The organism is Modestobacter versicolor (assembly GCF_041028285.1).
GTDB classification, from domain to species: domain Bacteria; phylum Actinomycetota; class Actinomycetes; order Mycobacteriales; family Geodermatophilaceae; genus Modestobacter; species Modestobacter versicolor_A.
In genome coordinates, this window is the sequence record NZ_JABGDB010000008.1 from 61367 (window position 1) to 76862 (window position 15496).

Sequence of the window (15496 nt, forward strand, 5' to 3'; positions counted from 1 at the left end):
CACCAGACCGCCGTGCACCGGCGAACTCATCGGCGGCGGCCGGTGAGCGAGCCGATCAGCCCGCGGAGCCCACCGGCGGAGCGCTGACCCCGCCCGGCCGCGCCCCGGCCGGCGGCGTTCCGCCCGGCCCGGCCGGCGCGGCGGCTGAGCCCGGTCCCCGAGGTCCCCGCGCCCGGGACGTCGCCCGCACCGCGGCCGGTCCGCGCCGAGCGCGCGCCCGCGCCCTCGCCGCTGCCGCTCTTGCGCCTGCCGAAGATGCCCATGCCGGGAGGGTCCGCCCACCCGGGCCACCCGGACGGTCCTGCCGGCGGCGGTCGCCGGGCCGCTCCCGGGCCGTCCCCGCGCGCCGTCACCCAGCGCACCCGGGACCACCGGTCCCGGGTGCGCTCAGACCGACGTCTGGGCCGGCGTCTCCCCGCCCTCGAGGTCGCCCTCGGTGTCCAGGTAGGCCTGCCGCAGCTCGGCGAGGAGTGCCGGGTCGGGCTCGGCCCACATCTCCCGCTCGACCGCCTCGAGCAGCCGCTCCGCGATGCCGTGCAGCGCCCACGGGTTCGACTTCTCCATGAACTCGCGGTTCTCCGGGTCGAGCACGTAGGTCTGGGCGAGCTTCTCGTACATCCAGTCGGCGACCACCCCGGTGGTGGCGTCGTAGCCGAAGAGGTAGTCGACGGTGGCGGCCAGCTCGAAGGCGCCCTTGTAGCCGTGCCGGCGCATCGCGGCCAGCCACTTGGGGTTGACCACCCGGGCGCGGAACACCCGGGAGGTCTCCTCGACCAGCGACCGCGTCTTGACCTGCTCGGGCCGGGTGGAGTCGCCGATGTAGGCCTCCGGCGAGGAGCCGGTCAGCGCGCGGACGGTCGCGACCATCCCGCCGTGGTACTGGAAGTAGTCGTCGGAGTCGGCGATGTCGTGCTCGCGGGTGTCGATGTTCTTCGCCGCGACCGCGATCCGCTTGTAGGCCGCCTCCATGTCCGGGCGGGCGTTGACGCCGTCCAGGTCGCGGCCGTAGGCGTAGCCGCCCCAGACGGCGTAGACCTCCGCCAGGTCGGCGTCGCCGCGCCAGTTGCGGGAGTCGATCAGCGACAGCAGCCCGGCCCCGTAGGCGCCCGGCTTGGAGCCGAACACCCGGGTGGTGGCCCGCCGCCGGTCGCCGTGCTCGGCCAGGTCTGCGTCGACGTGCGCCTTCACGTGGTTGTCCGCGGCGGGCTCCTCGAGCGCGGCCACCAGGGTCACCGCGTCGTCCAGCATGGTCACCACGTGCGGGAAGGCGTCCCGGAAGAAGCCGCTGATCCGCACCGTGACGTCGATCCGCGGGCGGCCCAGCTCGTCCAGCGGGACCGGCTCCAGACCGGTCACCCGGCGCGAGGCGTCGTCCCAGACCGGCCGGACGCCGAGCAGCGCCAGCACCTCGGCGACGTCGTCGCCCGACGTGCGCATCGCCGAGGTGCCCCACACCGACAGCCCGACCGAGGGCGGGAACTGACCGTCGTGGTCGGCGCGGTAGCGGTCGACCAGCGACTCGGCCATCGCCGAGCCGGTCTCCCAGGCGAGCCGGGACGGGATCGCCCGCGGGTCGACGGAGTAGAAGTTCCGCCCGGTCGGCAGCACGTTGACCAGCCCGCGCAGCGGCGAGCCCGACGGCCCGGCCGGCACGTAGCCGCCCTCGAGCGCGTGCAGCGTCATGTCCAGCTCGTCGGTGGTCCGCTCGAGCCGGGGCACGACCTCGTCGACGGCGAACCGCAGCACCGCGCTGACCTCGTCGTCCGCCGTCCCGAGCACGCTGCCGACGACGTCGGCGATCGCCGAGGCCACCCAGCCGCGCTCCTCCATGCCGGCGACGAGCGCCTCGGCGAGCGCCTCGACCCGGTCGGTCTCGTGCAGGCCGGCGGTGCCGTCCTCGGTCAGGCCGAGCGCCTGGCGCAGGCCGGGCAGCGCGACCGCGCCGCCCCAGATCTGCCGCGCCCGGAGCATGGCCAGCACCAGGTCGACCCGGTTCTGCCCGGTCGGCGGGGCGCCGAGCACGTGCAGGCCGTCGCGGATCTGGGAGTCCTTGATCTCGCAGAGCCAGCCGTCGACGTGCAGGATCATCTCGTCGAAGTGGTCGTCCTCCGGCCGCTCGGACAGGCCCAGGTCGTGGTCCAGCTTGGCCGCCTGCAGCAGCGTCCAGATCTGCTGCCGGACGGCGGGCAGCTTCGCCGGGTCCATCGCGGCGATGTTGGCGTGCTCGTCGAGCAGCTGCTCCAGCCGGGCGATGTCGCCGTAGGAGTCGGCCCGGGCCATCGGCGGCACCATGTGGTCGACCAGGGTGGCGTGCGCCCGGCGCTTGGCCTGGGTGCCCTCGCCCGGGTCGTTGACCAGGAACGGGTAGACCAGCGGCAGGTCGCCGATCGCGGCGTCGGTGCCGCAGCCGGCCGACATGCCGACGGTCTTGCCGGGCAGCCACTCCAGGTTGCCGTGCTTGCCGACGTGCACCATCGCGTGCGCCCCGAAGACGTTGCGCAGCCACCAGTAGGCGGCCAGGTAGTGGTGCGAGGGCGGCAGGTCCGGGTCGTGGTAGATCGCGATCGGGTTCTCGCCGAAGCCGCGCGGCGGCTGCACCATCACCACGACGTTCCCGGCCCGCAGCGCGGCGAAGACGATGTGCCCGTCGTCGACGAACAGCGACCCGGGCGCCTCGCCCCAGTGCTCGGTCATCGCCTCGCGCAGGTCGGCGGGGAGGGTGTCGAAGTGGCGCCGGTACTCCGCCGCGGAGATCCGCACCGGGTTGCCCGACAGCTGCTCCTCGGTCAGCCAGTTCTCGTCCTGGCCGCCGGCCGCGATGAGCGCGTGCACCAGTGCGTCGCCGTCCAGGTCGGCGACGCCGGGGAGCGCGTCCGGGCCGTCGAAGGGGCCGATGTCGTAGCCCTGGCCGTGCATCGCGGCGAGCAGCCGGACGACCGACGCCGGGGTGTCCAGGCCGACGGCGTTGCCGATCCGGGCGTGCTTGGTCGGGTAGGCCGACAGCATGACCACGATCCGGCGCTCGGCGGGCGGGGTGTGCCGCAGCCGGGCGTGCGCGACCGCGGTGCCGGCGACCCGGGCGGCCCGCTCGGGGTCGGCGACGTAGGAGGTGAGGCCGTCGGCGTCGACCTCCTTGAAGGAGAACGGCACGCTGATCAGCCGGCCGTCGAACTCGGGGATGGCCACCTGGTTGCCGACGTCCAGCGGGGACAGCCCGTCGTCGCTGGCGGCCCACTGCGCGCGGCTGCTGGTGAGGCAGAGGCCCTGGACCACCGGGACGTCCAGCTTCGCCAGCTCACCGACGTCCCAGGCGCCGTCGTCCCCGCCGGCCTGCGCGGTGGCCGGCTTCGAGCCGCCGGCCGCCAGCACGGTGACGACGAGCGCGTCGGCGGTGCGCAGCACGTCGACCAGGCCCGGCTCGACGGTGCGCAGCGAGGCGGTGAAGACCGGCAGCGCGCGGCCGCCGGCGTCCTCGATCGCGGTGCACAACGCCTCGACGAAGGCGGTGTTCCCGGACAGGTGGTGCGCCCGGTAGTAGAGGACGGCGACAACGGGGCCCTCGGTGGTGCGCGGGGACCGCTCGAGCACGCCCCACTCCGGTGCGACCGACGGCGCCTCGAAGCCCTCCCCCTCGAGCAGCACGGTGTCGCCCAGGAAGCGGTGCAGCTGCGCCAGGTTGTCCGGCCCACCCTGCGCCAGGTAGCCGTGCGCCTCGGTGGCCACGCCCATCGGGACGGTGGACAGCTCCATCAGCTCGGCGTCCGGCACGTTCTCCCCGCCGAGGACGACGACCGGCGCGGACCCGGCCAGCAGCGGGCTGAGCATCTCCTCGTACTGCCGGCGGACGCCGAGGATCCGGACGACGACGAGGTCGCTGCCGGCGGCGAGCTGCACCATGCCCTCCGCGCCCAGGCGGGCCGGGTTGCCCAGCCGCCAGTCGGCCGCGCTGGACCTCGCCGACAGCAGGTCGGTGTCCGACGTCGACAGCAGGGTGAAGGTGCGTGTGCTCAAGGCAGTGCCTCCCTCGGGGTCCGCGCCCCGGGTCGTCGGGCACGGCAGCCGAGGTGTCTGGCTCCCCCGGGGTCGGGGTCACAGTGGCGGGACCGCGCCGGGTTCGCACCGGCTTCCCTGCTGCACTGCCGTGGTTGACCCAGACGCTACCCGGCCGACCGGCCGTCCCCGAGCCGCACGACGGCCACCGGACGGCCGGCAGTTAGCGTGGCGAACGGCAAGGTGCAGCGGACAACCACCCGACCCGGGACCCCGGTCGCGCACCCCGACGAGCAGGAGAGCGGATGACCGGCGGCACGGCGACCCGGCCCGGCACGGTCAGGACGTCGCAGTCCGGCCTGCTGCTGGCCGGGATCCTGCTCATCGCGGCCAACCTGCGGGCCGCGATCACCTCGGTCGGCCCGGTGGTCGAGGACATCCGCGCCGACCTGTCCATCGGCGGCGCCACGGCGTCGGTGCTGATCAGCCTGCCACTGGTGGCCTTCGCCGTCGTCTCGCCGCTGGCGCCCGGGCTGGCCCGCCGGATCGGCATCGAGCGCGCGCTCGGCGCGGCGCTGGTGGTGCTCGCGACGGCGACGGTGGTCCGCTCGCTGCCGTCCACGGTCGCGCTGTGGACCGGCACCGCCTTCCTCGGCATCGCCATCGCGGTCATCAACGTGGTGCTGCCCTCGCTGGTGAAGCGCGACTACCCGGGCCGGGTCGGCCAGGTCACCGGCCTCTACTCCTCGGTCCAGGGCGCCGCGGCGGCGCTGGCGTCGGGGCTCGCCGTCCCGCTGGCCGGGACGGCGCAGCACGGCTGGCGGCTGGCGCTGGGCATCTGGGCCGGGCTGGGGCTGATCGCGCTGGCGGTCTTCCTGCCCCAGCTGCGCCGGCGCAGCGTCCCGCCGACGCCCGGGTCGCCCGGGGCCCCGGTCCCGCGCCGGTCGCCCTGGGGCAGCGCGCTGGGCTGGCAGGTCACCGTCTTCATGGGCTGCCAGTCGACGATCTACTACACGCTGATCACCTGGTGGCCGTCGGTCCAGCAGGCCCAGGGCGTCTCCGCACCGGCCGCAGGCTGGCAGCTGTTCGCCATGCAGGTGGCCGGGCTGCTGGCGAACCTGGCCGTGGCGCGGCTCATCCCCCGGTACCCGGACCAGCGGCTGCTGCTGCTGGGCGCGACCGGGCTGTTCGCCATCGCGGTGGCCGGCCAGCTCGCCGCGCCGGGTGCCTCGCTGCTGTGGATCGTGCTCGCCGGCGCCGGCGGTGGGAGCTGCATCGTGCTGGCCCTGTCGCTGTTCGGACTGCGCACCCACGACCACCACCAGGCGGCGGCGCTGTCCGGCATGGCCCAGTCGGTCGGGTACGCCCTCGCCGCCGGCGGCCCGCTGCTGCTCGGGGCCCTGCACGACGGGACCGGCAGCTGGACGGCGCCGCTGGCCGTGCTGCTCGTGGTGCTCGCCGTCCAGGCCGTGGCCGGGGTGCTCGCCGGCCGGGCCCGGCTGCTCTGAGCGGGCCCAGCCCACCTGCGCCAGGCTGAGCCGGCTCAGCCCACCTGCACCAGGTCGATGACGAAGACCAGGGTGGCGTCGCCGGGGATCGGGCCCTGCCCGTTCGGCCCGTAGCCGAGGTCGCTGGGGATGGTGACCATCCGCCGGCCGCCGACCTGCATCCCCTCGATGCCCTGGTCGAAGCCCTCGATGACCCGGCCGGCGCCGACGGTGACCGGCAGCGTCTCGTCGGCCCCGCGGCTCCACGAGGAGTCGAACTCCTCCCCGGTGCTGTAGAAGGCGCCGAGGTACTTCACCGCCACGTCCGAGCCCGGGACGGCCTCCGCGCCGGTGCCGACGACGACGTCGGCGATCTCCAGGTCGCAGGGCGGCGCCGCCTCGGTGGTCGGCACCTCCGGCGCCTCGGCGAGGTCGGTGGACAGCTCGTCGGGCGCCTCGGTGGTGGCGTCCCGCGACTCGCAGGCGGGGGTGCCGGAGGCCGCGGGCTCCTCCTCGTCACCCCCGCACCCGGTCAGGGAGACCGCGACGGCGGCTGCGAGCAGGAGGCGGACGGGAGCACGGCGGGTCACCGTCCCAGCAGACCACAGTCACCGGTTGCCGCCGTTGACCACCGGGTCGTCGTCTGATGGAGGGCCCCCTCGCCGGTCGCGGCGAGGGGGCCGTCGGTCAGGCGGCGCCGAGGGCGTCGGCCACCCGGTGGTGCACGGTGGCGTCCGCGGCCCGGCTCTGCCGCTCCAGCGTGCGGGCGAGCGCGCGCCGGGCCCAGGCGTTGGCCGGGGCCAGCGCCACCAGCCGGGTCAGCGCCTCCTCGGCGCGGGTCAGCTGCGCGGACCCGAAGTAGCTGCGGGCCAGCAGCTCGAGCGCGGCCTCGTTCTCCGGCTCGGCGGCGAGCACGCCGGTGAGCACCTTGGCGGCCTCGATCGGCTGGCCCATGGCCAGGAACAGGTCGGCCCGGAGGTACTCGGAGTGCAGGTCGGTCTCGTGCGGTGTGGTCATGTCGCACCTCCTCCTGCCCGAGAACAGTCCGGCCGCGCCGGCATTCCCGGCCACCGCCCGCACTCGCCTCCTCACCCGGCGGAACCAGAAAGAGCGAGTGGCACCGCATCGAGTTGCGCGCAACGGGTACGTGGCCGGAGCCGGAGGCCGCCCGGCCCGGTACCCGACTCCACGTCCGGAGTTCCTGCCATGTCCTCTGCCCCGCACCTGCCCAGCTGGTCCCACACCTCCCAGGAGGAGCCCGGCCGGGTCCCCGCCGTCCACCGGATCGGCGCGGTCGTCGTCGCCGCCGTCATCGCGGCCTTCGGCGTCCTGGGCCTGCTCGACGGCCTGGACTACTTCTCCACCGACGGCGAGCGGATCGCCGGCCTGTCCTCCAACGGCCTGCTGTCGACCATCTCGCTGCTGACCGCCGCGGTGCTCGTCGTCGCCGCGCTGCGCAGCTCGCGGGTCGCCTCGACGACGATGCTGGTCATCGGCGTGCTGTTCCTGGTCTCCGCCCTGGCGAACCTCGCCGTGCTGGAGACCGAGGTCAACTTCCTGGCCTTCTCGGTGGCCAACGTCATCTTCTCGATCATCGCCGGGCTGGTGCTGCTCACGCTGGGCGCCTACGGCCGGGTCAGCGGCAACCTGCCGGCGGACAGCCCGTACCGCAGCGAGGGCGCCGACGCCGCCGAGGACACCGACACCAGCCAGCAGCTGCCCGAGACGCCGGCCGAGCGGGCCGCCGAGCGGGCCATGCGCGACGCCGAGCTGGCCGTCATCGAGCACCGGGCCACCCCCGACCAGGAGCGCCGGGTCGCGGCGATGGCCCAGGTGCGCACCCGGGGCGACCGTCGCGACGTGTGGATGTCCTTCGACCGCGCGCCGCTGCGCTGACCGAACGGGCCGACGGCACAGGCGCCTGCGGGAAGTAGCCTCGCGGGCGCCATGTCCTCTCTCCTCCCCCTGCCGTCCGCGCCGGCCCGCGAGCGGGCCGACGCCTGCCCCGGGGCGCTGCAGACCCACGCGGCGGCCGACGGCGGCCTCGCCCGGGTCCGGGTCCCCGGTGGCACGCTGACCGCCGACCAGCTGCGGACGCTGGCCGCCGCCGCCCGGGACCTCGGGAACGGGCACCTGGAGCTGACCAGCCGCGGCAACCTGCAGCTGCGCGGGCTGCCCGAGGGGGCCGAGGCCGGGCTCGGCGACCGGCTCGCCGCGGCCGGGCTGCTGCCCAGCGCCACCCACGAGCGGGTGCGCAACGTGCTCGCCTCCACGCTCTCCGGGCGCACGCCCGGCGGCCACCTCGACGTCCGGCCGTGGGTGCGCGGGTTCGACGCCGGCCTGTCCGGCGACCCGCTGCTGGCCGGGCTGCCCGGCCGCTTCCTGGCCACGCTGGACGACGGCCGGGGCGACGTCGCCGGCCTGCACGGGGACGTAGGCCTGCTGGCGCTGGCGCCGGACACGGTCGCGCTCACCCTGGGCGGCGTCGACGCCGGCCTCCGCGCCCGTCCCGCGGATGCCGTGGCGCTGGCGCTGGCCGCCGCCCGGGCGTTCCTCGCCGAGCGGGCCGCGCAGGGCTCGGCGGCCTGGCGGCTGGCCGAGCTCGCCGACGGTCCGGCCCGGGTCGCCGCCCGGCTGGGCGGCCCGGTCGCCGCCGGTGCGCCGCTCCCCGCCGCCCCGGTCACCGGCCCGGTCGGCGCCGCGGGCCAGCTCGACGGCCGGACGGCGCTCCTCGGCGTCGTCCCGCTCGGGCGGCTCAGCGCCGACCAGGCCGACCTGCTCGCCCGGCTGGCGGCCGAGGTGCAGCTGACCCCGTGGCGCAGCGTCGTCGTCCCGGACCTGGCCGAGGACGACGTCGACGACGCCGCCGTCGAGCTGCACCGCACCGGCATCGTGTTCGACGAGGCCAGCCCCTGGCTGCAGGTGACCACCTGCGCCGGGCGGCCGGGCTGCGCCCGGTCGCTGGCCGACGTCCGGGCCGACGCCACCGCCGCCGTCACCACCCGGGCCCTGCCGGCCGACGGCGCCCGCCAGCACTGGGTCGGCTGCGAGCGGCGCTGCGGCCGGCCCCAGGGCCGGGTCGTCGACGTCGTCGCCACGCCCACCGGTTACCGGATCGAAGAGGACTGATGTACGAGTACGAGCACGACGGCGCCGAGATCTACCGGCAGTCCTTCGCCACGATCCGCGCCGAGGCCGACCTGTCCGGGTTGCCGGCCGACGTCGCCCAGGTGGTCGTGCGGATGATCCACGCCTGCGGTCAGGTCGACCTGGTCCCCGACGTCGCCTTCGCCCCGGCCGTGGTCGAGCGCGCCCGGGAGGCCCTGGACGGCGGCGCCCCGGTGCTGTGCGACGCCCAGATGGTGGCCAGCGGCGTCACCCGCCGTCGGCTGCCCAAGGACAACGACGTCGTCTGCACCCTCAACGACCCGCGCACCCCGGAGCTGGCCAGGGAGCTGGGCACCACCCGCACCGCCGCGGCGATGCACCTGTGGGGCGACCGGCTCGACGGCGCGGTGGTGGCGATCGGCAACGCGCCGACCGCGCTGTTCCACCTGCTGGAGATGGTCCGCGACGGCGCGCCCCGGCCGGCCGCGGTGGTCGGCATCCCGGTGGGCTTCATCGGCGCGGTCGAGTCCAAGGAGGCGCTGGCCGCCTCGGACCTGGACTTCCTCGTCGTCCGCGGCCGCCGCGGCGGCAGCGCGATCACCGCGGCCGCGGTCAACGCGATCGCGAGCACAGTCGAATGAGCGGTCGCCTGTACGGGGTCGGGCTGGGGCCCGGCGACCCGGAGCTGGTGACGGTCAAGGCCGCCCGGCTGATCGGCGCCGCCGACGTCGTCGCCTTCCACGCCGCCCAGCACGGCCGGTCGGTGGCCCGCGGGCTGGCCGCGCCCTACCTGCGCGAGGGCCAGGTCGAGGAGCTGCTGGTCTACCCGGTCACCACCGAGACCACCGCCCACCCCGGCGGCTACCAGGGCGCGATCGACGAGTTCTACGAGGCCGCCGCCGCCCGGCTCGCCGCCCACCTGGACGCCGGCCGCGACGTCGTCGTCCTCGCCGAGGGCGACCCGTTCTTCTACGGCTCGTACATGCACATGCACAAGCGGCTGGCGCACCGGTACCCGACCGAGGTGGTGCCCGGTGTGACCAGCGTCAGCGGCGCGGCCGCGGTGCTCGGCCGGCCGCTGGTGGAGCGGGACGAAGTGCTCACCGTGCTGCCCGGCACGCTGCCCGCCGAGGAGCTGGCCGAGTGGCTGGCCACCACCGACTCGGCCGCGGTGATGAAGCTGGGCCGGACCTTCCGCAACGTGCGGGACGCGTTCGCCGACGCCGGCGTGCTCGACCGGGCCTTCTACGTGGAGCGCGCCACCACCGCCCAACAGCGCACCATGCCGCTGGCCGACGTCGACCCGGACACCGTCCCCTACTTCTCCCTCGCCCTGCTGCCCAGCGAGCTGACCGGCGGGATCCCCGGGCCGGAGCAGCCGAGCGAGGCCGAGCCGCGCACCGGCGAGGTCGTCGTCGTCGGGCTGGGCCCGGGGCAGCGGAGCTGGACGACGCCAGAGGCCGCCGAGGCGCTGTCCCGCGCCGACGACCTGGTCGGCTACGGCCCCTACCTGGACCGGGTGCCGGCCAACCCGCGGCAGACCCGGCACCCCAGCGACAACCGGGTGGAGGCAGAGCGCGCCGCGGCGGCGCTCCGGCTGGCGCAGTCCGGGCGGCGGGTGGCGGTGGTGTCCAGCGGCGACCCCGGCGTCTTCGCGATGGCCGCCGCGGTGCTCGAGGTGGCCGCCGAGCCGGAGTTCGCCGACGTCGAGGTGCGGGTGCTGCCCGGGCTCACCGCGGCCCAGGCGGTCGCCTCCCGGGTCGGTGCACCGCTCGGGCACGACTTCGCGGTGATCTCGCTGTCCGACGTGCTCAAGCCCTGGGACGTCGTCCTGGACCGGCTCCGGCACGCGGCCGCCGCCGACCTGGTGATCGCGCTGTACAACCCGCGGTCCCGGGCCCGGCCGCACCAGCTCGGCGAGGCGCACAAGACGCTGCTGGACGTGAAGCCCGCCGAGACGGTCGTGGTGGTGGGCCGGGACGTCGGCGGGCCGGAGGAGCAGGTCACCGTCACCACCCTCGGCGACTTCGACCCGGACACCGTGGACATGCGCTGCCTGGTGCTCGTCGGCTCGAGCCAGACCCGGGTGACCCCGACCGGGAAGGTGTTCACCAGCCGCCGCTACCCGGGCGCCTGAGCCGGCGGCGGGAACACCCGGAGCTGGTTGCTGCTTGCACCGGTTCGTGCCCCGTCCTCAGCTCCCCCGCCCGGCCGCCTTCTGGACGGTCGCCGTCCTCCTGGTGCTGATGCTGGGCGCCTCCGGGGTGCCCTCGCCGCTGTACCGGGTCTACGCCGAGGAGTTCGGCTTCGGCTCGGGGACGCTGACCGTCGTCTTCGCCGTCTACGCCTTCGCCCTGCTGGCGTCGCTGCTGGTGGTGGGCGCGCTCAGCGACCACGTCGGCCGCCGGCCGGTGCTGGCCGCCGCCCTGGTGCTCGAGGCCGTCTCGATGGTGATGTTCCTCGTCGCGGACGGCGTGGGCTGGCTGCTGGCCGCCCGGGTCGCGCAGGGGCTGGCCACCGGCGCCTTCACCGGGGCGGTCGGTGCCGCACTGCTGGACCTGCAGCGCGTCGAGCGCCCGCTCGGCCCGCTGGTGAACGCCGCCGCCCCCGGCCTCGGGCTCTCCCTCGGCGCCGTCGGGGCGGGTCTGGCCGTCGAGTTCCTGCCCTCCCCCACCGACTGGGTGTTCGGGCTGCTCACGGTGCTGTGCCTGGTCGCCGCGGTCGGGGTGTGGGTGTCGCTGCCCGAGTCGTCACCGCGCCGCGCCGGCACCGCGGCCTCCCTGGTGCCCAGCGTGCACGTGCCCGCGAGCCAACGCCGCGCCTTCGTCGTCGTGCTGCCCTGCCTCGTCGCGACCTGGGCGCTGGGCGGGCTCTACCTCTCCCTCGGCCCCTCGCTGGTCGCCGACGTCTTCGACCGGCAGGACCACGTCTCCGGCAGCCTGCTGATCCTCGCGCTCAACGGCACCGCCGTGGTCGGCTCGCTGTCCCTCGGCCGGGTCTCGCCGACCCGCGGGATGGTGGTCGGCGCGCTGTCCTTCGTCGTCGGCGTGCTGACCACGATCACCGCCCTGGCCGTCGGGTCGCTGGCGCTGCTGTTCGTCGCGGCCGTCGTCTCCGGGTTCGGCTTCGGCGGCGCCTTCCTCGGCGCGATGGCCACGGTGACCGCCGGCGTCGACCCCGGCGAGCGGGGGGCGCTGCTCGCGGCGGTCTTCACCGCCAGCTACCTCGGGTTCAGCCTGCCGTCGATCGCCGCGGGCATCGCTGCGGGGCACATCGGGCTCGAGCGGACGGCGCAGCTCTACGGCGCGTTCGTCATCGTGCTGGCGCTGTCCGCGGTGGCCGGGCTCGCAGTGCGCTCCCGCCGCCCGGCCGTGGCCCCCGCCCCGGCCGTGGGCCCAGCTGCGGCCCCCCGGCCGAGCTGCCCGAACGCTGCGGCCGCCGTCGAGTAGGGGCACCAGCCCGCTGCCCGCACGCGGACGAGCGGGTCTGCGGGAGCTTGTGCTCTGCTCACCGTGGTGAGCAGAGCACAAGCGCTGCGGACCCCACCGTCGCCCGGGCCGGCACGCCCCGGCGGCCTCCTCGGGAGACGCTCAGCTGCCGGCCCGGCCGACCGCCGCGCAGAACCGGTCGTGGTCGGCCCGGGCCTCGGCCAGCGGCTCGGCGACCTCGGCGTCGGCGACCTCGGCCACCCGCTCGGTCAGCCGCCGCCGGGCCGTCCTGGCCCGGCGCCGGGCCCCGGCGTGCACCAGCGGTCTGCTCACCAGCGCCAGCAGCAGCCCGGCCAGCAGCCCGCCGACCAGCAGCAGCGTCGGCAGCGGGATGCCCTCCACCCGGGGCAGCGGCACGACGTCGTCCAGCTGCAGCAGGCCCAGGCCGACCAGGCCGAGCAGCCACAGCGCCCCGGCCAGCGCCACCAGCGCGAGGACCCACTGCAGGCCCCCGACGGCGCGCTGCCACAGCGGCGTGCGGTCCGGCCCGAGGTCGGTGCCGGCGACGGCCCGGTCCAGCTGGTCGGCCAGCCGCTCCTCCGACAGCTCGGCGGTGCGCCGCAGCTCGTCCCGCCAGGCCTGCGGCAGCCCCAGCCCGGCGGCGTCGCGGGCCCGGCGGAGCGCGGCGTCCATCCCCGCGGTCTGCACCGCGCCGGCCTGCGGCAGCGACGTCCGGGCCGCCTCGTCGCCCAGGTGCAGCCGGCTCAGCGGGTCCGCCCGCAGCTTCGACGTCCAGCGCAGCAGCGGCCAGCCGGTGTGCTGGGCGCCGCGCCGCCGGGCCGAGCGCTCGACGGCGCTGACCACCGCGGGCACCCCGGCGGCGTCGGCGAGCGCGTCGGCCAGCCCCTCCCGCTCGCCGCGGTCCCTGCTCCGGTCGGAACCCACGTCCGGGGCGCAGTGCTCGGCCAGCGCGGCCGCGGCCGCCCGGGCGTCGGCGGCGAGCCGGTCGGTGGCCGCGCGGCGGGCAGCGACCCGGCGGGCCAGCTCGGTGCGCAGCTCCGGCAGGCCGGCCCCGGTGCGCGCGGCGGTGGGCACGATCGGCGTCGCCGCCAGCCCCTCCCGGTCCAGCAGACCGCGCAGGTCGGCCAGGCAGGCCCGGGCGGCGGCGTCGTCCAGCCGGTCGACCTGGTTGAGCACGACGACGAGCACCCCGGCGTGCCCGGCCAGCGGCGCCAGGTAGCGGGAGTGGACGGCGGCGTCGGCGTACTTCTGCGGGTCGAGCACCCAGACCAGCACGTCGACCAGCTCGACGAGCCGGTCCACCTCCAGCCGGTTCTCCAGCCGGATCGAGTCGTGGTCGGGCAGGTCGAGCAGCACCAGGCCGTCGAGCGCGGGATCGGCGGGCTGCACCCGGTGCCGGCGGGGCACCTGCAGCCAGTCGAGCAGCCGGTCGGCCCCGTGCTCGCCCCACACGCTGGCGTGCGCGACGCCGGTCGTCGGCCGGCGTACCCCGGGCGTGCTCACCTCGCTGCCGCTCAGCGCGTTGAACAGCGTGGACTTGCCGCTGCCGGTGGCCCCGGCCAGCGCGACGACGGTGGCGTCGCCCAGCGCCTCCCGGGCGCCGGCCTTGGCCAGCAGCGAGCGGGCCTGGGCGACCTCGGGCACCTCGAGCCGCCCCTCGGCGACCTCGACGGCCTCGCGCAGCGCGGCCAGCCGGTCGGTCAGCGACAGCTCACGGCGCCTCACGCCGAGGCCCCGCGGGCGGCGGCCAGCCCGGCGACGGCGGCGCGCAGCTCCGCGGCGGCCCCCGGCTGCGGGGCGACGTCACCCAGCAGCTCGTCGAAGCGGGCCTGCTCGACCTGCAGGAGCCGCTCGGCGCGGGCGTCCAGGTCGCCGCGGGCCCGGGCGGCCAGCTCGCGGACGGCGGCGTCGCCGAACACGGCCTCGAGCAGCCGCTGCCCGACCGCGGTGGTACCGGCGGCGATGCCGAACTCGGCACCCGACAGCCCGGCGGTGGAGGCGAACACGGCGATCATCAGCGCGGCCCCGGCGCCGTTCACGCCCCAGGACATCAGCCGGGCCTGGTTCCGCTTGCCCGCGCCCTCCTTGCGCACCAGTTCGAGGACGAAGCCCTGCCAGCCGCGCACCTCGTCGGCGGCGGCGCCGGTGAAGGACGGGGAGACGCCGTCCAGCTCGGTCTCCCGGCCGGCGAGCAGCGTGATGCCGCCGGGCAGCGAGCGCCAGTCGGTGACGGTCTTCTCCGCGGCCCGGTCCGCCTCGGCGCGCAGCAGCAGCTCGACGCCGGACTCCAGCGCGCCGGTCAGGTCCGCGGCGGGGTTGGGCCGGCCGGTGAACGCCGCGGCGACCCGGTCCCGCAGCCGGCCGACCTGGCCCTGCAGGCTGCGCATCCACTCGCCGGTGCCGACGAACTCCTGCCAGCGGGCGAGCACCTCCCCGCGCAGCAGGCTGCCGTTGCCCACGCCCTCGTCGATCGCCGCCCGGGCCCGCGCGTAGGCGGCCTCCGCCGCGGCGTGCAGCGCCTCGGCGGCGGTGGCCTGCTCCTGCACGCCGTCGACGACCACCGACACCCGGTCGCCCAGGCTCTCCAGCGCGCCGGCCAGCGTCTGCCGGACGACGGCGGCGCGCTGCTCCTGGTCGGCGGCGAGCGCGTGCAGCCACTGCCGCAACGGGCCGACCTGGTCCTCGGGCAGGTAGCCGTCGACCAGCGGCCGCTCCTCCACCACGAACAGCCGGGCGCTCGACAGCCCGGCCCGGTGCAGCATCGCGGCCAGGTCGTCGGCCACCTCGCCGACCGCCTCCGGCGGCACCCGGTCGAGCACCACGGCCAGCGCGGTGCCCCGCTCCTGCGCCGTCCGCAGCAGGTCCCAGGGGACGGCGTCGGCGTAGCGGGCCGCGGTGGTGACGAACACCCACAGGTCGGCGGCGGCCAGCAGCTGCCCGGCCAGCTCGCGGTTGGCCTCCACCACCGAGTCGACGTCCGGGGCGTCGACCAGCGCGAGCCCCGGCGGCAGCGCGTCGGTGGCCACCAGCTTGATGCCGCTGGTCGTGTCGCCCTCGCCGGTGGTGCGGGCCAGGCCCGGCAGCACCCGGTCGCCGGCGAAGGCGGCCTGGTCGGCCGGGGAGCAGACCAGCACCGGCGAGCGGGTGGTCGGCCGGAGCACCCCGGGCGTGGTGACCCGGGTGCCGAGCAGGCTGTTGACCAGCGTGGACTTGCCGGCGCCGGTCGAGCCGCCGACGACGGTGAGCAGCGGGGCGTCGAGGTCCCGGAGCCGGGGCAGCAGGTAGTCGTCGACCTGGTCGACGACGGAACGGGCGGTGCGGGCGGCGGCGTCACGGCCGGTGGTGGCCAGGCCCAGCGGCGCGCCGGCGACGGTGTCGCGCAGCTGCTGCAGGGCGTCCGGCAGCCCGGTCGAGGTGGTCATCCCCGGATCTTGCCCGGGCGGCCCCCCGCTCACCCCTCGA

The 15496-nt window shown here is 76.4% G+C and carries 12 protein-coding genes and 1 riboswitch; of the genes, 6 read left to right on the forward strand and 6 right to left on the reverse strand.

What is annotated here, in order from left to right; translation table 11 throughout:
- Positions 1-26 precede the first annotated feature (26 nt).
- Entirely contained in the window at positions 27-263 is a 237-nt protein-coding gene (locus HL054_RS19810) for a hypothetical protein (RefSeq protein WP_369140807.1), read from the reverse strand.
- A 124-nt stretch (positions 264-387) separates the two neighbouring features.
- A complete protein-coding gene (gene cobN / locus HL054_RS19815; RefSeq protein ID WP_369140808.1) occupies positions 388-4011 on the reverse strand; it encodes a cobaltochelatase subunit CobN in 3624 nt (1207 codons plus the stop codon).
- Positions 4012-4062: 51 nt separating this feature from the next.
- Positions 4063-4130: riboswitch (cobalamin riboswitch) on the reverse strand.
- A gap of 165 nt (positions 4131-4295) precedes the next feature.
- Between cobN and HL054_RS19820 the strand changes: the two genes are divergently transcribed.
- Positions 4296-5498, forward strand: coding sequence for an MFS transporter (locus HL054_RS19820; RefSeq protein ID WP_369140809.1), 1203 nt, complete (start codon positions 4296-4298; stop codon positions 5496-5498).
- Positions 5499-5533: 35 nt separating this feature from the next.
- Here HL054_RS19820 and HL054_RS19825 read toward each other — a convergent pair whose 3' ends face one another.
- Positions 5534-6067 (reverse strand): FKBP-type peptidyl-prolyl cis-trans isomerase, encoded by a 534-nt coding sequence (locus HL054_RS19825; protein ID WP_369140810.1) that lies wholly within the window; start codon positions 6065-6067, stop codon positions 5534-5536.
- 97 nt (positions 6068-6164) lie between these two features.
- The gene (locus tag HL054_RS19830) at positions 6165-6494 is read right to left on the reverse strand and encodes a tetratricopeptide repeat protein (protein WP_369140811.1); all 330 of its coding nucleotides are present in this window, start codon (positions 6492-6494) and stop codon (positions 6165-6167) included.
- Between the two features lie 189 nt (positions 6495-6683).
- On the opposite strand from HL054_RS19830, the gene HL054_RS19835 reads away from it, so the two are divergent.
- Genes HL054_RS19835 through HL054_RS19855 form a run of 5 tightly spaced genes read left to right on the forward strand, consistent with a single transcriptional unit; the run spans position 6684 to position 12034 of the window.
- A complete protein-coding gene (locus HL054_RS19835) occupies positions 6684-7373 on the forward strand; it encodes a DUF4383 domain-containing protein (protein ID WP_369140812.1) in 690 nt (229 codons plus the stop codon).
- A gap of 51 nt (positions 7374-7424) precedes the next feature.
- Complete coding sequence (gene cobG / locus HL054_RS19840; protein WP_369140813.1) at positions 7425-8606, forward strand: precorrin-3B synthase; 1182 nt, start codon at positions 7425-7427, stop codon at positions 8604-8606.
- Positions 8606-9226 (forward strand): precorrin-8X methylmutase, encoded by a 621-nt coding sequence (locus HL054_RS19845; protein WP_369140814.1) that lies wholly within the window; start codon positions 8606-8608, stop codon positions 9224-9226. The genes cobG and HL054_RS19845 overlap by 1 nt, the downstream gene beginning before the upstream one ends.
- Positions 9223-10722: a precorrin-2 C(20)-methyltransferase gene (locus HL054_RS19850; protein WP_369140815.1), complete on the forward strand. Its 1500-nt coding sequence runs from the start codon at positions 9223-9225 to the stop codon at positions 10720-10722. The genes HL054_RS19845 and HL054_RS19850 overlap by 4 nt, the downstream gene beginning before the upstream one ends.
- Positions 10723-10768: 46 nt before the next feature.
- Positions 10769-12034, forward strand: a complete 1266-nt coding sequence (locus HL054_RS19855) for an MFS transporter (RefSeq protein WP_369140816.1) — start codon at positions 10769-10771, stop codon at positions 12032-12034.
- 141 nt (positions 12035-12175) lie between these two features.
- Here HL054_RS19855 and HL054_RS19860 read toward each other — a convergent pair whose 3' ends face one another.
- Complete coding sequence (locus HL054_RS19860; RefSeq protein WP_369140817.1) at positions 12176-13759, reverse strand: YfjP family GTPase; 1584 nt, start codon at positions 13757-13759, stop codon at positions 12176-12178.
- Positions 13756-15456: an ABC transporter gene (locus HL054_RS19865; RefSeq protein WP_369140818.1), complete on the reverse strand. Its 1701-nt coding sequence runs from the start codon at positions 15454-15456 to the stop codon at positions 13756-13758. The genes HL054_RS19860 and HL054_RS19865 overlap by 4 nt, the downstream gene beginning before the upstream one ends.
- Between the last annotated feature and the right edge of the window lie 40 nt (positions 15457-15496).